The 17,185-nt window shown below is 62.8% G+C and carries 14 protein-coding genes and 2 pseudogenes; 9 read left to right on the top strand and 7 right to left on the bottom strand.

Annotation, left to right across the window (positions count from 1 at the left end; all coding sequences use genetic code 11):
* Nucleotides 1-68: 68 nt before the first annotated feature.
* Nucleotides 69-1,076 carry a hypothetical protein gene (locus tag CSAL_RS03935; protein WP_011506073.1) on the bottom strand — a complete coding sequence of 336 codons (1,008 nt, stop codon included), beginning with the start codon at nucleotides 1,074-1,076 and terminating at the stop codon, nucleotides 69-71.
* Nucleotides 1,077-1,182: 106 nt separating this feature from the next.
* On the opposite strand from CSAL_RS03935, the gene CSAL_RS03940 reads away from it, so the two are divergent.
* Nucleotides 1,183-1,797, top strand: a complete 615-nt coding sequence (locus tag CSAL_RS03940) for a TetR/AcrR family transcriptional regulator (RefSeq protein WP_011506074.1) — start codon at nucleotides 1,183-1,185, stop codon at nucleotides 1,795-1,797.
* On the top strand, nucleotides 1,797-1,940 hold the full coding sequence (locus tag CSAL_RS17130; protein ID WP_011506075.1) for a DUF2256 domain-containing protein: 144 nt from the start codon (nucleotides 1,797-1,799) through the stop codon (nucleotides 1,938-1,940). The genes CSAL_RS03940 and CSAL_RS17130 overlap by 1 nt, the downstream gene beginning before the upstream one ends.
* Before the next feature lie 27 nt (nucleotides 1,941-1,967).
* Here CSAL_RS17130 and CSAL_RS03945 read toward each other — a convergent pair whose 3' ends face one another.
* Nucleotides 1,968-2,297 (bottom strand): Wadjet anti-phage system protein JetD domain-containing protein, encoded by a 330-nt coding sequence (locus CSAL_RS03945; RefSeq protein ID WP_011506076.1) that lies wholly within the window; start codon nucleotides 2,295-2,297, stop codon nucleotides 1,968-1,970.
* A gap of 91 nt (nucleotides 2,298-2,388) precedes the next feature.
* Between CSAL_RS03945 and CSAL_RS03950 the strand changes: the two genes are divergently transcribed.
* Nucleotides 2,389-5,103, top strand: a complete 2,715-nt coding sequence (locus CSAL_RS03950) for a DEAD/DEAH box helicase (protein ID WP_011506077.1) — start codon at nucleotides 2,389-2,391, stop codon at nucleotides 5,101-5,103.
* 90 nt (nucleotides 5,104-5,193) lie between these two features.
* Nucleotides 5,194-5,262, top strand: a pseudogene (locus tag CSAL_RS17830) (hypothetical protein); the annotation flags it as partial.
* A 26-nt stretch (nucleotides 5,263-5,288) separates the two neighbouring features.
* On the opposite strand, the pseudogene CSAL_RS17835 reads toward CSAL_RS17830, so the two are convergent.
* Both CSAL_RS17835 and CSAL_RS03960 read right to left on the bottom strand, forming a co-directional pair.
* Nucleotides 5,289-5,411: pseudogene (locus CSAL_RS17835) on the bottom strand (type II toxin-antitoxin system Phd/YefM family antitoxin); the annotation flags it as partial.
* A gap of 132 nt (nucleotides 5,412-5,543) precedes the next feature.
* A complete protein-coding gene (locus CSAL_RS03960) occupies nucleotides 5,544-6,203 on the bottom strand; it encodes a GntR family transcriptional regulator (RefSeq protein WP_011506079.1) in 660 nt (219 codons plus the stop codon).
* Between the two features lie 170 nt (nucleotides 6,204-6,373).
* On the opposite strand from CSAL_RS03960, the gene CSAL_RS03965 reads away from it, so the two are divergent.
* The 4 genes from CSAL_RS03965 (at nucleotide 6,374) to CSAL_RS03980 (ending at nucleotide 12,099) form a co-directional block, all read left to right on the top strand.
* Nucleotides 6,374-7,744: a glutamine synthetase family protein gene (locus CSAL_RS03965; RefSeq protein WP_011506080.1), complete on the top strand. Its 1,371-nt coding sequence runs from the start codon at nucleotides 6,374-6,376 to the stop codon at nucleotides 7,742-7,744.
* Nucleotides 7,745-7,913: 169 nt separating this feature from the next.
* Nucleotides 7,914-9,203, top strand: coding sequence for an NAD(P)/FAD-dependent oxidoreductase (locus CSAL_RS03970; RefSeq protein WP_011506081.1), 1,290 nt, complete (start codon nucleotides 7,914-7,916; stop codon nucleotides 9,201-9,203).
* Nucleotides 9,204-9,303: 100 nt separating this feature from the next.
* On the top strand, nucleotides 9,304-10,668 hold the full coding sequence (locus CSAL_RS03975) for a Na+/H+ antiporter NhaC family protein (protein WP_011506082.1): 1,365 nt from the start codon (nucleotides 9,304-9,306) through the stop codon (nucleotides 10,666-10,668).
* Nucleotides 10,669-10,689: 21 nt separating this feature from the next.
* Nucleotides 10,690-12,099: an NAD(P)/FAD-dependent oxidoreductase gene (locus tag CSAL_RS03980; protein WP_011506083.1), complete on the top strand. Its 1,410-nt coding sequence runs from the start codon at nucleotides 10,690-10,692 to the stop codon at nucleotides 12,097-12,099.
* A gap of 28 nt (nucleotides 12,100-12,127) precedes the next feature.
* On the opposite strand, the gene CSAL_RS03985 is transcribed toward CSAL_RS03980, so the two are convergent.
* Together CSAL_RS03985 and CSAL_RS03990 are read right to left on the bottom strand one after the other, a co-directional pair.
* Nucleotides 12,128-13,549, bottom strand: coding sequence for a PQQ-dependent sugar dehydrogenase (locus CSAL_RS03985; protein ID WP_011506084.1), 1,422 nt, complete (start codon nucleotides 13,547-13,549; stop codon nucleotides 12,128-12,130).
* The gene (locus CSAL_RS03990) at nucleotides 13,546-13,971 is read right to left on the bottom strand and encodes a DUF2231 domain-containing protein (protein WP_011506085.1); all 426 of its coding nucleotides are present in this window, start codon (nucleotides 13,969-13,971) and stop codon (nucleotides 13,546-13,548) included. Before CSAL_RS03990 ends, CSAL_RS03985 begins: the two co-directional genes overlap by 4 nt.
* A gap of 376 nt (nucleotides 13,972-14,347) precedes the next feature.
* On the opposite strand from CSAL_RS03990, the gene CSAL_RS03995 reads away from it, so the two are divergent.
* Nucleotides 14,348-16,063, top strand: a complete 1,716-nt coding sequence (locus CSAL_RS03995) for a mechanosensitive ion channel family protein (RefSeq protein WP_011506086.1) — start codon at nucleotides 14,348-14,350, stop codon at nucleotides 16,061-16,063.
* Nucleotides 16,064-16,133: 70 nt separating this feature from the next.
* Here the strand turns inward: CSAL_RS03995 and CSAL_RS04000 are convergent, their stop codons facing one another.
* Nucleotides 16,134-17,039, bottom strand: a complete 906-nt coding sequence (locus CSAL_RS04000; RefSeq protein ID WP_011506087.1) for a LysR family transcriptional regulator — start codon at nucleotides 17,037-17,039, stop codon at nucleotides 16,134-16,136.
* Nucleotides 17,040-17,185: the final 146 nt, after the last annotated feature.

The following is a 17,185-nucleotide window of genomic DNA, read 5'->3' on the forward strand; positions in this document are numbered from 1 at the left end:
CCGTGGTGTCGTTGTCTCCTTGCCCATCAGCATGCACGACTTGGGAGGAGGGTGCATGTGCTGGGGCGTTAGCGGACGTCGAGCTCCAGGATCCGCCCACCGGCCTGCGTGAAGCGCTCGAGGTAGGCCGCGGGGTCCAGCAGTTGATACGGAAAGTAGAGCCCCGCGCGAACCGCTGGTTTGCCATCGAGGCCAACGAGCCTCTCGAGAAGTAGCGCGACCCCGAGCCCTGTCAGCGGCATCTGCCCTTCTGGGTGAGTCACTGCGTGGCGTGAGCGTAGTGGCTGCGCTGCCTGATCCTCGCCCTCGAGTTCGATGATGATCTCGGTGGACATCGGCTCGCCACGGCGGCGGCTCGAGCTGACACCAATGGCCAGGTTGAATTCAACGTTGGGGGCACCGGTGACGGTGGCGAGGCCGAACACGTCGTGAGGTGATAGTCCGGTCGCTTCCAGCATTGCCCCATCGGCGGCGCGGAAACGGGTCTCGAGATCGTCGCCGCTGCGCCAGACCCAGGCGCCGTTGCGGCGCGCCTGGACGGCAGGAAGGGCCTGCGTCTGACGCTCCAGGTCGTCGAAGGAGGCCGGGCCGCCTTCGTCTTGCTCGTCCAGCAAGGCGCCGATGCGAATCGTGTCGATGCGACGGAATGTCTTGGCGAACTCGAGCGCGGGAATCGTCGTCGCTCCCACCAGCCATTCGGTACCCAGTATCACCGGTGCAGCCTTCGGTCGGTGCATATAGGCGGCGATGTCGGGGCCGATTTCGGTCATGGCGGGGGACACGCTGAGATAGGGCACGCCCCGGCGTTGCGCGAATTGAAGCGCCGCAGTGGTGGTGTCGGTAAAAAAGATCGCGATGGCGCTGACCGGGCGCGCGCCGAGGCCGAGGTCTTGCGCGTCGAGGTCCACCGCCACGCCTTCGGCGTTGCCGATACCGGCGGCCGCTTGCTGGGCGCTGGCGAGATCGCGTCCACCGATCAGCAGGGGAAGTTCCGGATACGCTTCGCGCAGGAAGCGTGACACCTGTCGGCCGACGTTACCGGCGCCTCCAATGAGCAGGATGGGGTCGAGTGTCATGTCGGTTCTCCGGGTCGAGAGTTAACCTACTAAAGGTAGGTTTTTGAACATTAACCTACTCGTGGTAGGTTTTCAATCTGCCAGAGAGCATGGAAGAGGGGAGAACGTGAAGCGCAGTGCAAGCGAGACAGGACAGAAAACAGGCGCCAGGCGGCTCTCCGGGCCCGAGCGGCGGAACCAATTACTCGATACGGCGTTGCAGATCGTGCGGGAAGAGGGCGCGGATCGACTGACGCTGGGCCATCTGGCAGTGCGTGCCGGCGTCTCCAAGCCGGTCGCTTATGATCATTTCGGAACACGCTCGCAGCTTCTGATCGCGTTATACAAACTGATCGACCGCCGGCAATCGGAGGCGCTTCGCGAAACGCTGACGACCGAGGGCCGGAGCTTCGAGGAAACTGCGTCGCTGCTCGCGGCCGCCCACGTGCATTGCCATGCCGACACCAGCGGCGAGTGGCATGCCATTGGCGCCGCGCTGGCGGGAAGCGAAGAGAAAGAGGCGGTCTATCAGGAGTTGCTCGATGGCTACGTTCAGCTGGTCGTGGCGGTATTGCGGCCCTATTGCACGCTTGAGGAGACTGAGCTCGAACGCCGCTGTGTGGGCTTGATCGGTGCGGGTGACGCGCTGTCGGCGGCCATGGTGCGCGGTAACTGCAGCGAGGCCGACGCGGCGGAATCGTTCGCCGCACTGATCCGGGGTGGGCTTCGGGAGACGCCTTGATGCCGCATCGCAAACCTCACCTCCCCACCAAGATCTGCCCGGTGTGCCAGCGTCCCTTTGCCTGGCGCAAGAAGTGGGCGCGGGACTGGGAGAATGTCGTCTACTGCTCGGCTCGGTGTCGCCGCGAGAAGAGGGGATGTTGAGTTTGCATGATGCCTGGTTGAGCACCATCAGCTGACAGGGCACGCTTTGAATCGACCCAGCGCCTCCAGCAACCAGCACTGGGCGATATGCTCCTGCTTCAACCGTATAGCGGGCCCCAAGCGGTTCTCGCTGAGTGTTTCAAACACGTCACGTTCTGCTTCGGTCAGATTATCGAGTACGCAGGTGAACCGCTTGGCGTCCTCTTCCCGTCTCCGGACCGACCGATGCGCCTCGAGTAGTTCGCTGAGCAGACCGCAATGGGGTTCGATGATGTTTTTTACCTGCAGAAATTTCCGCTTGGTGTACTGCTCTTCCTCGTTGCCGCTGAGGGCGCCCTCGGTGCAGGCGCGCAGCAAATGATGGCAAGATGATCCTCACCTTGGGTAGTAACAACTTCTGATCGTGTGTGGGGATTCGGATGTCGTTCGCGAACAAATAAAGGGGCGTATGGTTTCGATTCAGGTGGGTGGCGAGGACAGGACCGCAGAGATCACCAATTGGTCGATCTGGAGCGATAAGCAAGAAGGCCTGCAACTGAAGTGCTCCTATGTGAACAAGGGCAAGGCCGTACACGCTCTCGACGACTGCGTCATCTCGCCCATTCGAGAACTGGGCGAGATGTTAATGACCAAGCCCCACAGCACGATCGTCACGCCCATCGCCAAGGCGACGATCTACGGTGAGCGGTATGCCGTCGTGCACTATCCGGATGCCGACAAGCCCTACGTCTACAAGATGGACGACATCGACTTTGATGCGTCGACAGCAATGAAGGGAACGCCGGTCTTTCGTTATTTCGAGGCAGTGGCGAATGCCCGAAAGGATCGTGCGAAGTCGAAGACCGACCATGAAATCGCTGCCAACGTGGTGCGCCAACTGGAAAAACTCCCTGCCAGTAACGACACCGCCTTGCAGGCCTATTGCACAGGATGCAATGGAGCGCTGGCGATGGGTCAGGGGCTGATCTATCCGTTCGGTCTGAACGCGAGCCAGCTCGCGGCGGTCGAGCAAGCCTTCCGCGCCCAGGTCAGCGTGATCGAGGGCCCTCCGGGGACTGGCAAGACCCAGACCATCCTCAACATCCTCGCCAATATCCTGCTGCGCGGACAGATTGTGGCGGTGCTGTCCAACAACAATGCGGCGGTGGAAAACGTTTACGAAAAGCTGGAGAAGTGCGGTTTGGGTCATCTGATCGCCAAGCTCGGCAACCAGAGTAACCGCCAGGACTTCTTCGCCGACCTGCCGCCTTGGCCATCCAGCGAGCCTGAACCTGCCCCGACTCTGGAGGAAATTCAGGCTCTACTGGGCCGCTTGAAGAAGCTCTTGCACGATCAAAATCGGATGGCGCAACTGCGAGTCGAAATCGATGAGTTGATCGTCGAGCGACGCTACCTGCAGCAGTGGCAGGCAGACAGTGGCGTGCAGGCCGCCGCCTCGTTGGACAAGTATGGGCTGACGCCGCGAAAGACCGCGGACCTGATGGCCTACCTGGCCCATCTCGGCGAGCAGCGCACCCGCCTCAAGGACCGCATCGAGTTGCTGTTCAACTTCAGGATTTTCCGCGCCAAGCCGTTCGCCCAGGGCGATACGCGCCTGGCTGTTTTCCATGCCCTGCAGATGCACTATTACGACAAGGCATTGCAGGAGAAGGAAGCGGAACTGCAGACGTGCCGCGAATCGCTGGCGAGAGAAAATTTCGAAGCCTCGCTGGAAGCATTGAAGACGGCATCAATGCGCCATCTGAAGCAGCATCTGCAACGCCAGACGCAGCCCTCGGAAAGTTTCGATGCCAAGACATACCGGCGTCAGCAGAAGTTCGATGCCTTCGTGCGGCGTTTCCCGATCCTGGGCAGCGGCACGCACTCCATCGTCAATTCGATCGCGCCGGGGGCCATCCTCGACTACGTGATCATCGACGAAGCCTCGTTGCAGGACATCGTGCCGGGCATCTTGGCGCTGGGTTGCGCCAAAAATCTGATCGTCGTTGGTGACAACCGACAGTTGGCGCACATTCCGGTGAAGCTGGACCTGCCGGCGCCCATCGACGCTTACGATTGCGAGCGATACAGCCTGCTCGATTCGTGCATCGAGGTGTTCAAGGAGACGCTACCCAAGATCCTGCTGAAGGAGCATTATCGCTGCCATCCCAGGATCATCCAGTTCTGCAGCCAGCAGTTCTACGACAACGCGCTGGTGCCCATGACGGAGGACAAGGGCGAAGCGCCACTGCGCCTGGTGGTGACCGCCAAGGGCAACCACACCCGCCAGAATACCAACCTGCGAGAGCTGGACTCCCTGCTCAAGCTGCTCGACGACGAGGGCGAGCCGGTCGGGCTGGACGGCGACGGGTGTGGTTTCATCGCGCCGTTCCGGGCACAGGTCAATCTCTCCGGCACGCATCTGCCAGCGGATTTCGTCAAGGATACCGTGCACAAGTTCCAGGGCCGGGAGTGCGACGAGATCGTCTTCTCCACCGTGCTGGACAAGAAACGCTACAACCAGGAGCGCAAACGGCTGGATTTCGTCGATGATCCGCGCATGATTAACGTGGCGGTGTCGCGGGCCAAGCACCGTTTCACCCTGGTAACGGGCGATGAGGTGTTCGCCGGAAACAACGGCCATATTGCGGCCTTGATGCGCTACTTTGCCTATTACGCTCAGGACGAGCAGATCGTGCGTGCGCCCGTGGTGTCGGCTTTCGACTTGCTTTACCGCGAGTTCGATCAATCCCTGGCGCGCTTGAATGCTCGCTTGCGGCCTGAGGATTCACGCTACAGATCCGAGCAGATCGCGGCGCAGCTGCTGCGCGAGGCGCTGTCCGATCCGTCATGCCAAGCGTTGATGTGTCACGATCAGGTCAAGCTGAATCAGATCGCATCACCTAGTAACCCGGATTTGACGCAGCGTGAGCGGGCCTTCATGGCGCGTGCCAGTTGCGATTTCGTGATCTATTTCAAGGTGGGCAAGACCCCGCTGGGGGTGATCGAAGTCGACGGTGGCTCCCATGACCGGTCCGATCAGGCGGCGCGGGACGCCTTGAAAAACAGCATCCTGGAGAAAAGCGGCATTCTCATCCTGCGTCTGCGCACCGTCGAGAGTTGTATCGAAGAGAGAATCGCCGACTTTATCTCCCCGTGGACGACCCCTGCGGTCGACGCGTAACGCAGCATCGTCCTGCGCATCTTCAGCGCCGCCCACAGCAGCAAATGCGTATCCAGTAGCAGATTTATTCAGCTCTCGAAGGACTCGGCAATGTCCGTTTCACCGAGGCGATCAAAGTCCTCCGGTACACGTATCTGCCCCTGGAGAAATCCCAGACGACGACTCTTTACGGGCTCCGGCGTATCCACCGCGGTCACCCGTGCCATTGGCTTGCCGGCCTTGGAGATAATGAAATGCTCACCCTTAGCGGCCTTGTCCACCAACTGGGAGAGGCGCGTATTGGCGTCGCGCATATTGATGATGTCCATGGCACCTCTGAGCTAAGACTTGTCTTCAAGCCCAGACAAATCACCGCCAAGTCGATCATAGTGCGGGTTAGGCTCCACCGGTATAGATAAAGAACATATCAGGTTGAAGACATCCATCATTATGCGGTTTCGTCATTCCAGCAGCAGCATGCCCTGCTCAATATCCGCGGCAATCGCCTCGCAGAACGACGTCAGGTCGCCGCGCCTGAGCGCCTGTGTCACTTCGCGATGATAGTCGTCGGCGATGCTCGATGCGCCCCAGCGCGTGCAGATGTAGCGCATGCTGGGACCATATTGCAGCCAGAGTATCTCGACCAGTGGCAACAGCACCTGCGATTGGCTCAGGCGGTAGATATGGAAGTGAAACTGGTAATTGCCGCGCATGTAGCTGACCAGGTCGCCCTGGGCGATGGCGTCGTTGATCTGCTCGTCGATCCGTTCCAGGGCCTCGATGTCGGCGACCCCGATATGGTCGAAGGCCTGGCGCGACACTTCGGTTTCCAGGTTCTTTCTGGCGAACAGGATTTCATGAAACCGGTCATGACTCAGCTCCGGGACGATGATCTTGCGGCTGTCGGAGAAGATCAGCGCACCCTCGGTCACCAGCCAGCGTATCGCCTCGCGGGCCGGCATGGTGCCGGTGCCGTATTTCGCGGCGATGCGCCGGATCGAGATCACTTCGCCGGGCGTGAAATCACCCTCGCAAAGACGCACGCGCAGGGCCCGGTGAAGCCGGGTCGAGGCGGTGTCGGGCGAAAAAGCCGTACGACTGGCGGTTGATTCCGTGGTCATGCGATGTGCCAGAGCCTTTTACGAAGTGGAAGTCCGAGCCAGGCGTTCCAGCTTAACGTAACTGGCGGGGGCAATCACGATACCGGCTTGCTTGTGGGGTTGATGGGGCTCTGCTAGTGTGATCACACATATGTGATCACACCGGACCATAACAAGATCGAGAGTCCCCTATGGCGCAGATATCGCAGGCTCCGTTTGCCCGCAGCACCGACCGCCCTCACGAGGACGCGGCCACCGACCGGGTCGAAGTGCTGTGCATCGACATGAACGGCATTCCGCGCGGCAAGTGGGTGCCCGCCGAACAGCTCGACAAGGTGATGGAGGGGCAGGTGCGCCTGCCGCTCTCGACGCAGTCGCTGGATATCTGGGGCGAGGACAACGATGCGCTGACCGGGCTGTCGCAGTCGATCGGCGACCCCGACGGGGTCTGTCACGCCGATGAGCGTACCTTGACGCCACTGCCCTGGGCCAAGGGCCACCAGGTGCTCACCACCCTGCACGATTTGAACGGCACGCCGAGTTTCATGGACCCGCGCGCCATGCTCGCCGCGGTCGTCGAGCGCTTTCGTCGCCACGGCTGGACGCCGGTGGTCGCCATCGAGCTGGAGTTCTACCTGCTCGATGCCGAGGCTCGGCACGCGCTCGAGCCGAGGCCGCCCGCGCCGCTGTGTCCGGGTGGGGATCCCCGGGGGCAGCAGCTCTACGAGCTCGAGACGATGGATGCGGTGGCGCCGGTCCTCGACACCATCCGCGCGTTCGCCCGCGCCCAGAACATCCCGGCGGATACGCTGATCGCCGAGTTCGGGCCGGGGCAGTTCGAGGTCAATCTCTGGCATCGCCCGGATGCCCTGGCCGCCGCCGACGATGCGCTGTACTTCAAGCGTCTCGTGGCCCAGGCCGCCCGTCATCACGGCCTGGCGAGCACCTTCATGGCCAAGCCCTACACCGATCAGGCGGGATCGGGCATGCATCTGCACGTCAGTGTGCTCGATGAAGACGGCAACAATATCTTCGATCGCGACAACGGCGCCGGACATCTCGACGCTGCCATCGGCGGCGTGATGCACAGCTTGCTCGATGGTCAGGCGATCTTCGCGCCGCACGGCAATTCCTACCGCCGCTTTCAACCCGACAGCTTCGCGCCGATCGAGTGCAACTGGGGGCGCGATCATCGCGGTGCGGCCGTGCGCGTGCCGGAATGGCAAGGCGCCGCGGCGCGTCTGGAACATCGCGTGGCCGGCGCCGATGCCAACCCTTATCTGGTCGCCACGGCGCTGCTGGGGGGCATTCTGCATGGGCTTGAGCAACGCATCGCGCCGCCACCGGCCATCGAGGACGAAGCCCACGCGCGGCAGCGCTCCGAGCATCTCACCCATGATTGGCTCACCGCGCTCGAGCGTTTCGCCGCCTCGCCGGCCATGGCCGATATCTTCGGCACGGCGTATCGAGATCTCTACGCCAGGATCAAGCGTCACGAGGCCCGGGAGCTCATGGCCAGGGTCACCGATGTCGACCGCCAGACGTATCTTTCCCGTCTTTAAGCTCTGTCTGAAAAATCGACGAGCGATGGCCAGACAAGGCAAAAATTGGCGAAAAAGCGGAGTTTACGCGGGGTAAATGAGTATTTTGACCGGGCTGGCGTTCCAGTCGATTTTTAACGCCGTATGGGCGAGCGCAGGCATTTTTTCAGACAAAGCGTAAGGAGCAGGCATGACCCAGCAACGCTGTGCTTCCTATTACACCGCATCGATCGTCCAGGAATCCGACTATCCGCGACTGGAAGGTGAGCATCGTGTCGACGTGGCGATCGTCGGCGGCGGCTTCACCGGCGTGGCCACGGCGGTCGAGCTGGCCGAGCGCGGCTATCGCGTGGCCATCGTCGAGGCCAACCGGATCGGCTGGGGGGCCAGCGGACGCAACGGCGGGCAGGTGACCGGCAGTCTCTCCGGCCAGGACGCCATGGCCCGAGAAATGCGCCGCACGCTGGGCGACGACGCCGAAAGCTTCGTCTGGAACCTGCGCTGGCGCGGGCATCGGATCATCAAGCAGCGGGTCGAAAAGTATGCGATCCCCTGCGACCTCAAGCACGGCCACCTGCAGGCGGCCTACAAGCCCAGCCACATCAAGGCGTTGCGACAGGATTTCGAGGCGTCGCAGCACCATGCCATCGGCGAGCATGTGCACTGGCTGGATGCCAAGGCGGTGCGCGAGGTGGTCGGTACCGAGCTCTATCACGGGGCGATCCGCAACGATTACAACATGCACCTGCACCCGCTCAACCTGTGCCTCGGGGAGGCCCGCGCGGCAGCAAGCCTGGGGACGCGGATCTTCGAGAATTCGCCGGTGGTGGATATCGAGCACGGCGATACGCCGGTGGTGGTCGGCGAGCACGGCCGGGTGACAGCCGACAGCGTGATCCTGGCCGGCAACGCCTATCACCGCCTCGAGCGCAAGCAGCTGAAGGGCAAGTTGTTTCCGGCATCGCTGGGCATCGTCACGACGGCGCCGCTATCGCCCGAACAGGTGCAGTCCATCGACCCCGAGGATCTTGCGGTCTATGACACGCGTTTCGTACTCGACTACTACCGACTGACCGCCGACAAGCGGCTTCTCTTCGGTGGCGGCGCCAACTACTCGGGGCGCGATTCACAAGACATCGCCTCGGAGTTGCGGCCGCGCCTGGAGCACACCTTCCCGCAGCTCGAGGGCATTGCCATCGATTTTCAATGGCAGGGCATGGCAGGCATCGTCATCAACCGCATTCCCCAGCTCGGCAAGCTCTCGGACAACGTCTACTACGCCCAGGGCTACTCTGGCCACGGCATCGCCACCTCGCACATCGTCGGCGAGATCATGGCCAATGCGGTTTCCGGCACGCTAGAGGAGTTCGATGCCTTCGCCAACGTGCGGCACATCCGCATCCCGCTCGACGACCGGCTCGGCAATGCACTGCTCGCGGCCGGCATGTGGTACTACCAACTGCTCGAAAAACTCAAATAGCAATTACTCGAAAACTGAAATAGCGGCGCTTTGGCGCCCGACAATTCGGCTTCCCGTCATTCACGAAGGCACAACAACAACTCCGCTGAGGTGAGACACGATGGAATATGACAATCCCCTTGTCCTGCTGCCCACGGCAATCGTCCTGATACTGGCATTGTGGACCCGACGGGCCCTCGAGCCCCTGGTCCTGGGGGCCTTTATCGGCACCTTGATGATCGATCCGGGCAATGCCTTGAGCAGCCTCACCGAGGATCTGCTCACGGTGATGACCAACGAGGATGTCGCCTGGGTCATCATGGTCTGCGGCCTGATGGGCAGCATCATTGCGCTGCTGCTCAAGTCCGGTTCCTCCCGCGCCTTTGCGGACAAGCTGATGCGCTATACCACCAGCAAGCCTCGCGCGCTGCTGGGCTGCTGGATCATGGGCATCATCCTGTTCGTCGACGACTACCTGAACTCCCTGGCCGTCGGTACCTCGATGCGCAAGGTCACCGACCGCTTCAAGACGTCCCGGGAAATGCTGGCCTACGTGGTCGACTCTACCGCCGCGCCCATCAGCGTGCTGATCCCGATCTCGACCTGGGCGGTCTTCTTCGGCGCGCTGCTCGAGAGCAACGGCGTGGCGCAGGATGGGCAGGGAGTGTGGACCTATATTCAGGCCATTCCCTTCATGTTCTATCCCTGGGTCGCCGTGATCCTGGTGCCGCTTTTCATCTTTCGCTGGATTCCTGCCTTCGGCCCGATGAAGAAGGCCGAGCAACGTGCCGAAAAACAAGGGCAGTGCGTGCCGCCCGGTGCCGAACATATCGATGACGAAATCGCCCATCTCGAAGCGGACACCCATGCGAAAGGCAGCATCTGGTCATTTCTGCTGCCCATGGCGTCGTTGGCTTTCTTTACCTGGTGGTTCGACCTGGATTTCCTGATGGGCATCTTCGTGACCCTGGCCGGCATGATCGTGGCCTTCATCGGGTTCAAGAAGCTGTCGCCCAGCCAGACCTTCGACAATATCCTGGAAGGCTTCAAGTCGATGCTGGATGCCCTGGCCGTGCTGGTGGCCGCCTTTCTCTTCAATGAGGTCAACACCTCGCTGGGGCTCGCCGATTACGTCATCACCACGGTCGAGCCGCTGGTCAGCGCGGAAATGCTGCCCTTCATCATTTTCACCGTCATGGGCTTCGTGTCCTTTGCTACCGGGTCCAACTGGGGCGTCTTCGTGATCATCCTGCCGATCGTCGCCGTGCTGGGGCAGAATCTCGGGGCCGACATGACGCTGGTGATCGGTGCCACGCTCTCTGCCAGCACCTTCGGCAGCCATGCCTGCTTCTATTCCGATGCCACGGTGCTGACCGCTCAGGCCAGCGGCTGCACTCCCTTCCAGCACGCCTTCACCCAGTTGCCTTATGCGGCCCTCGCGGGCTGTATTGCCGCCGCGGGGTATCTGGTGCTGGGCTACATGTGATCTCGGACGAGCGAATACGCCATGCACACTGACGCGCATAGCAACTTCTGGAGCACCACCCTGGACGAGCGGCCGGCGTCGCGCCCGCGCCTGACCGCGCATGTCCAGGCCGACGTGGTCATCGTCGGTGCCGGCTTCACCGGGCTATGGACCGCTTATTACCTGAAGCGCCTTGCCCCCGAGCGGGAGATCGTCGTGCTCGAGGCCGAGCGTGTCGGGCATGGCGCGTCGGGGCGCAATGGCGGCTGGGTGGTGGGTAACCTCGCCGGGCTGGAACGACACATCGGGGGCTTGTCACGTGAAGAGCGGCGAACCTGTTGCGGCGTGGTGGCCGATAACGTCGACGAGGTAGGTCGGGTACTGGCGCACGAGGGGATCGAGGCCGATTTCAACAAGGGCGGCGCGATCTATGCGGCGGCTCGCTACCGGGATCAGGTCGCCATCCAGCGCGACTACCTGCAGCATCTGCATGAGCTGGGTCACAGCGAGGCGAACTGCTACTGGCTGGATGCCGAACAGCTCTCGGAGAAGGCCCGGTTCAGAAACGGCCATGGCGGCATCTATCACCGCCAGGTCGCCACCGTGAACCCGGCCAAGCTGGTCGCTGGCCTGGCCGAGCGCGTCGAGCGCCTGGGCGTGACGATCCACGAGCAGAGCCGCGCCGAGACCCTGTCGCACCACAAGGTGAGCACGCGCGAAGGCAGCGTCGAGTCACCGATGGTGGTGTGTGCCACCGAGGGGTACGCCGACCGGTTCCTCGATTTCAAGCGCCACGTGATTCCGGTGCAGAGCCTGGTGATCGCCACCGAGCCGCTGTCGGAGGCCCGTTGGCAGGAGGTCGGCATGGCCGAGCGTCCCGCCTTCGCGGATGCCAGCCGGTTGATCAATTACGGTCATCGCACCGCCGACGGGCGCATCGTTTTCGGCGCCCGCGGCAACTATTATCTCGGCGCTAGATCCAAGGCCGACCAGGCGATCGATGATGGGGCCATTCGCATGCGGCGGGATCTGCTGGTGGATCTGCTGCCCGCGCTGGAGGGTGTCAGGGTTGAGTATGGCTGGGGCGGTTCGCTGGGCTTGTCGCGCAACTTCCGCCCGCATGCGATCCTCGACCGCGCCAGCGGCCTTGCCACCGCGGGAGGCTACGCCGGCGAAGGGGTGGCCGCCTCGCACCTGTTCGGTCGCACCCTGGCGGAGATGATCCTCGAGCGCGATACCGAGCGGGTGCGCATGCCCTGGGCCTTCAGCAACGCCAGTCATCGTCAGCTGATAAAACGCTGGGAAGTCGAGCCGCTACGCTGGCTCGCCGCGCAAGCGATCACCTTCAGCTATGCCGGAGAAGAAGCGCTGATGCGCCGCGACAAGCCGGCGCCCTTGCTCAAGCCCGCACTCAGACGCTTGAACGATCGCTTCGCCTCGATCATCGAGTAACGGCCGAGCCGGGCGCCCCGCGCCGGGGTCATCCATCCCCGGCGTATCCGTCCTCGGGCATCTCGGACTCGCCTTCAGAAGATGCCGTTTCCTCACTGGAGCCCGATGTCTCGGTGGCGGACTCCGCTGACGGTGCCTGGTCGTCATCTCGCGTCACCCGCCAGATCGCATTGGTCATGTCGTCGGCGACGATCACCGAGCCATCCGGCGCGACGGTGACGCCGACGGGGCGGCCGCGGGTCTTGCCGTCGTCGGTCAGGAAGCCGGAGACGAAGTCGACCGGGTCGCCGGCGGGGCGGCCGTTCTCGAACGGGATGAAGACCACCTTGTACCCCACGGGATCGGCACGGTTCCAACTGCCGTGCTCGCCGACGAAGACGCCATTGGCGAATTCTCCGCCCACGGCCGGGTTGGAGAAGTCGACGCCGAGCGGCGCGTGGTGCGAGCCGAGGCTGTAGTCGGGGGCGATCGCCGCTTCCACCTTCTCGGGGTTCTGCGGACGAACGCGCGGGTCGACATGCTGCCCCCAGTAGCTGTACGGCCAGCCGTAGAAACCGCCCTCCTGGATCGAGGTGAGATAGTCGGGCACCAGATTGGGGCCGAGTTCGTCACGCTCGTTGGCGACGGCCCAGAGCCGGTCGGTCTCCGGCTGAATGGTCAGCGCGGTGGGGTTGCGCACGCCGGTGGCATAGGCGCGATGTGCCCCGGTTTCCGGGTCGATCTCCCAGATTTCCGCACGGTTCACTTCCGCCGCCATACCGCGTTCGGTGATGTTGCTGTTGGAACCGATGCCGACGTAGAGATAGTCGCCGTCCGCGCTGGCGGTCAGGGCCTTGGTCCAGTGATGATTGATCTCCGACGGCAGCGGCGTGACCAGTTCCGGTGGGCCGCTGGCTTCGGTCTGGCCCGTTTCGTAGTCGAAGCGAACGAGTGAATCTTGATTGGCCACGTAGAGATCGTCATCCACCAGGGCGAGGCCGTAGGGCGCATTGAGGTTCTCGGCGAAGACCGTTCGTTCCTCGTATTTGCCATCATCGTCGCCGTCGCGCAGCAAGGTCAGCCGGTCGCCGCCCTTGACCGAGGTGGTGCCTTGCGACTGAATCAGCCCGGCGATGAAATCCTTAGGCCGCGATTTCGGCGCCTTGCCGCCGCCTTTGCCTTCCGCCACCAGGATATCGCCGTTCGGAAGCACCAACGTCTGACGTGGGACCTTCAGGTCGGTGGCGATGGCGGTGATCGTGTAGCCATCGGGTACCGTGGGTTTCGCGTCGCCCCAGGGGGCCTGCTCGGGCACCGTCATGTTGGGCAGAAGGCCTCGCTGCGGTTCGGGCAGTTCCGGGTCAGGACCGTACTCCTGGCCCGAGTCGGCGGCCTGGGCGCCGCCGGCGAGCAGCAGAAGCGAAAGGGGCGCGACGTAACGCATGCCAGTGGGCTTGGATGTTAGCTTCATGACTGACCTCCACGCTTGCGGCTGATGAATCCGGTCCAGACAGCGATGAAAGAGAGCACGGCAATGACGATGGAAAGCGTCAGTCCCGTCGGCATCATCGCCCAGGCGTCTCTGGCGTGGACCAGCGCGTTGACGCCGCCCAGCCCCCAAGTCACCAGCAGCAGCAGGAAGTAGACGACGGAAAGTCCTCGGTGGCCGGCCGAGCGAAAGATCCCGAGCAGTGCGCAGATCAGCGCCAGACCGCAGAACACCAGGCCGCCGGCGTTCAGCCAGGAAGCGAAGTGGCTCCATTGAATGTGATATGTCGAGGCGTAGGCATAGTCGCTCAATGCGGCGCCCAGAAAGAGTGGAAAGGCGCCCGCCAGCAACATGCCATGCAGCGGGTTCGGTCCACTTCGTATCGACCTTTCGGCAGTGGCCATCACGGCAAACTCCTTTTGCGGATCAGTGAAAGACACCTCGTCACACGAGGTCCGGAGGCGTGACGGGCGTGAGGTATCCCCGGCTGCAGTGTAGTTTGCTTATGCAGGCTTCACCAAAATAGCCGTTCCGATCCGCCGTATCGCGTCATCGTGTCGAGTCGCCGCCCCGCCGGCGCTTTTGCGTGGGCATGACACGCCGGCCCGCCTTCTTGGATCGGATGACGGGGAATGAAGACTGGACGCGGCGGGGAGTGGTGCGGTGTACTGCGAGCAATCACTAACCTGGGGCACTCCCAAGGCACAGGAACGGCCGGCTCGGGAGCGATCCGATATCGGGTGGCAGACATGGACGACTCACGCAATAGTTAAGGGATCTATGAAGAAAAATGGCGCATGGCGACTGTGGCTGATGGCTGCGGTGGCGTTCACGATGACCAGCCTGTGTGCGGCGCAAACGCCGGAAGAGGAGCGCGAGGAGAGGCGCTGGTTCGTCGTCGATTCGCTGAACGCGGGGCTGGGCGAACCACCCGATACGGTTGAGCGCGTGACGCCACGGGAGTTGATCCGCAGCTTTCTGACGCTGACCGAGAATGAGGATTTGGCGGCGGCGGCGCATGCCCTCAATCTTTCCGAGTTGACACCGGCGGAGCAGCGCAAGCGCGGCGGCCAACTGGCCAGGCAATTGGCCGAAGTGCTCAAGCGAGGCGAATTGCTGAAGGTTTCCGATCTCCCCGGGCGCCAGGATGCCGCCATCGAGGACCCCTCGGGTCAGCATCCCCAGGCGGGGGAGCCGCGTCGCAACCTCAAGCTGGCCTCCCTGACGGCCCAGGGCGAAACCTATGACATCCGCCTGGGGCGCTACCGGGTGGGTGACCAGGAACCGGTCTGGCTGGTCATGCCGGACAGCGTGTCTTCGGTGCCGTTGCTTTACGAGGAATACGGCCCCTTGATGTTCGAGACGTACATCCCGGAACGCTTCAAGGCCTCGTTCGGGGCGCTCAAGATCTGGGAGTGGATCGCCATCCCGGTCTTCCTGCTGGTGGTGGGCCTGATGGGCTGGTGGGTCTACCGTCTGGTCGGGGTGCTGGCACGCTGGTTGCCGGCCGGCGCGCCCAGCATCTTCACCGGTCGCATCAAGCTGCCCGTGGCGCTCGTCGTCATGTCGCTGGTGACCCAGATGCTGCTCGACTACGTGGTGTCGTTCTCGGCGGTGGCGACCTCATCGCTGCGGGTGCTGTTGATCGTCGTTCTGGCCTGGGGCGCGGGGACGGTGGCGTTGCGTTTCGTCGATACCCTGATGTTGCGACTGACGCGGCGGCTCATGGGGCAGATCGATGACTCCAAGCCCAAGGACGAACGCAAGCTGCTGACGACACTCTACGCGTTGCGCCGGATCATCATCCTGATCACGGTCACCGTGGTGTCGATCTATGTGCTGAGTCAGATCCAGCTCTTCGAGACGCTGGGCATCACCTTGCTGGCCTCGGCCAGTGTCCTGACGGTGCTGGTGGGCATCGCCGGCCAGGCCGTGATCAGCAATATCCTCTCGTCGTTCCAGTTGTCGCTGGCGAAGCCCATCCGCATCGGCGATCTGGTGGTGTTCGAGGGCCAGTGGTGCTATGTGGAGGGAATCTTCTACACCTTCATTCGCCTGCGGGTCTGGAACGACCGGCGCTTGATCGTGCCGGTCACCTACTTTGTCTCCCGCCCCTTCGAAAACCTGTCGGTCAAGAGCGCCAAGGAGTACCGGAGCCTGGAATTGATCCTGCACTTGAGTGCCGATGTCCAGTGCCTGCGGGAGAAGTTCCTGGAGTACGCGCAGGAAGAGGAAAACGTCGTCGAACACCACAAGCTGTCTTGCTACGTGACGGGGCAGACCGAGCGGGCGCAGACCGTGGTGTGCTATCTGATGACGTCGGACCCGTTCGCGGGCTGGATCGCCGAGATGAATGTGCGGGAGAAGCTGATGGCCTTCATCCGGGATCATCACCCCGAGTGGTGGCCGCGGGAGGTGACGGTCATCAGCGAGCGCGACGTCGCTCTCGGCGAGCGCTCGGAGCCCCCATCCGGCCATGGCGGCGGGGCTGCCTGAGTGAGCCAGCCGGGATCGCGAGCGCCGTCATCCGGTCTCGGGCATGGGCAAGGCGTTGGCCGCATCGTCTTCAGCCACCGCCGAAGCTGGCCTCGTAGAGGTCGCTGATCCACTCCAGGAAGACGCGTACCCTCGGCGAGAGGTGGCGTCTTTGCGGATACACGGCGTAGAGCGGCAGGCTCGGTTTTTCCCACCTGGGCAGGACTTCCACCAGTTCTCCGGTCTCCAGATGAGGCGTGAGCCGGAAACGCGGCAACTGAATCAGCCCGAAGCCCTCCAGTGCACTGACGACATAGCTATCCGCGTCGTTGACGGTGAGCCAGCCGCCGGTAGTGACGTGGCGTGTCTCACCGTCGACGATCACGTCGAGGGTCCTGTCCGGTGCATTGAACCCGGAAATGAAATGGACACCGTGATGGTGGCGGAGCGACTCGGGGGTGCTCGGCATTCCCATGCGTTCCAGGTAGGCCGGGCTTGCGCAGATGACTTGCTCGAGTGTGGCCAGTCGCCGGGCGACCAGGCTGGAATCCTCGGGCTCGCCGCTGCGCACGGCGCAATCGATGCCTTCACCGACGAGGTCGACTCGCCGGTCGCCCGTGGTGATGACCAGTTCCAGCAAGGGGTAGCGCGCGTGGAAGTCGTCGAGGTGTGGCAGCACGATGCGGCTGGCGTGCGTGCCATGCAGCTCGACGCGCAACACGCCGCGCGGGTTGTCCGCGATGGGCTGAAGCATCGCCTCGGCATCTTCGAGTTCCGCCAGCAGGTGAAGGCAGCGCTGGTGGAAGGCCTCGCCTTCCGGCGTCGGGCGTACCTGGCGGGTGGTGCGCTCCAGCAGACGCACCCCAAGCCGCGACTCCAGTCGCTGAATCGCCAGCGTCGCGGTGGCTCGGGGGATGTCCAGCGCGTTGGCCGCTCGGGTGAAGCTGCCGCTCTCCACGATACGCACGAAGAGCGTCATCGAATCGAACCGATCCATGATTGTTTATCTTGAATGAATGGTGTTGGCAGATTAGTCGATTTATCCAGGTCAGGAAAATACGAATACTGATGCCGTTTTCCAGTGGAAGACCCGCTGGAAAACGCCGGACATTCACCGATGCATTCGCAGCCGATAAGGAGTCG

The organism is Chromohalobacter israelensis DSM 3043 (assembly GCF_000055785.1).
GTDB lineage: Bacteria > Pseudomonadota > Gammaproteobacteria > Pseudomonadales > Halomonadaceae > Chromohalobacter > Chromohalobacter israelensis.